Raw genomic sequence first — 399 nt, forward strand, 5'->3', positions numbered from 1 at the left:
ATGTAATGCGCGTTAGCGATAGCAGTAAGTCGAGCTTGTGCTCTGACTCACTGCCCGCGAGTAAGTAGAGCATTTCGCGAGTGGCGGCTTTAGTCATGCTGCCACCTCTGGCTTAGTCAGTGACATGATCCAGTTGCGTAGCTCAATCATTTGAGGGCAAAACACCATTGATTCGACGTAGGTGTAAAGCTTTGGGTAGTCGTGTTGCTTGCGCGCAATAAAGGCCCGCGCATCGGCTTCAGTCAGGCAGGTTTTTACGACTTCTTCAGTTTCTTGCAGGTGAAACTTTTTAAGCTGCTCAGGCAATGCGTCATAGTTATCTTCAACATCGAAATCTTCGATAAATGCTTGAGTGAATACCTCGTCGAATGATTTGACTACATCATGATAAATTTCGAT

1 pseudogene is annotated in these 399 nt (G+C 46.1%); it reads right to left on the bottom strand.

From position 1 onward, the window contains the following. Positions 1–93 precede the first annotated feature (93 nt). Positions 94–399, bottom strand: a pseudogene (locus AACU55_RS22120) (hypothetical protein); the annotation flags it as partial.

Source organism: Rahnella sp. CJA17(1/100) (genome assembly GCF_963881615.1).
Taxonomy (GTDB): Bacteria; Pseudomonadota; Gammaproteobacteria; order Enterobacterales; family Enterobacteriaceae; genus Rahnella; species Rahnella aceris.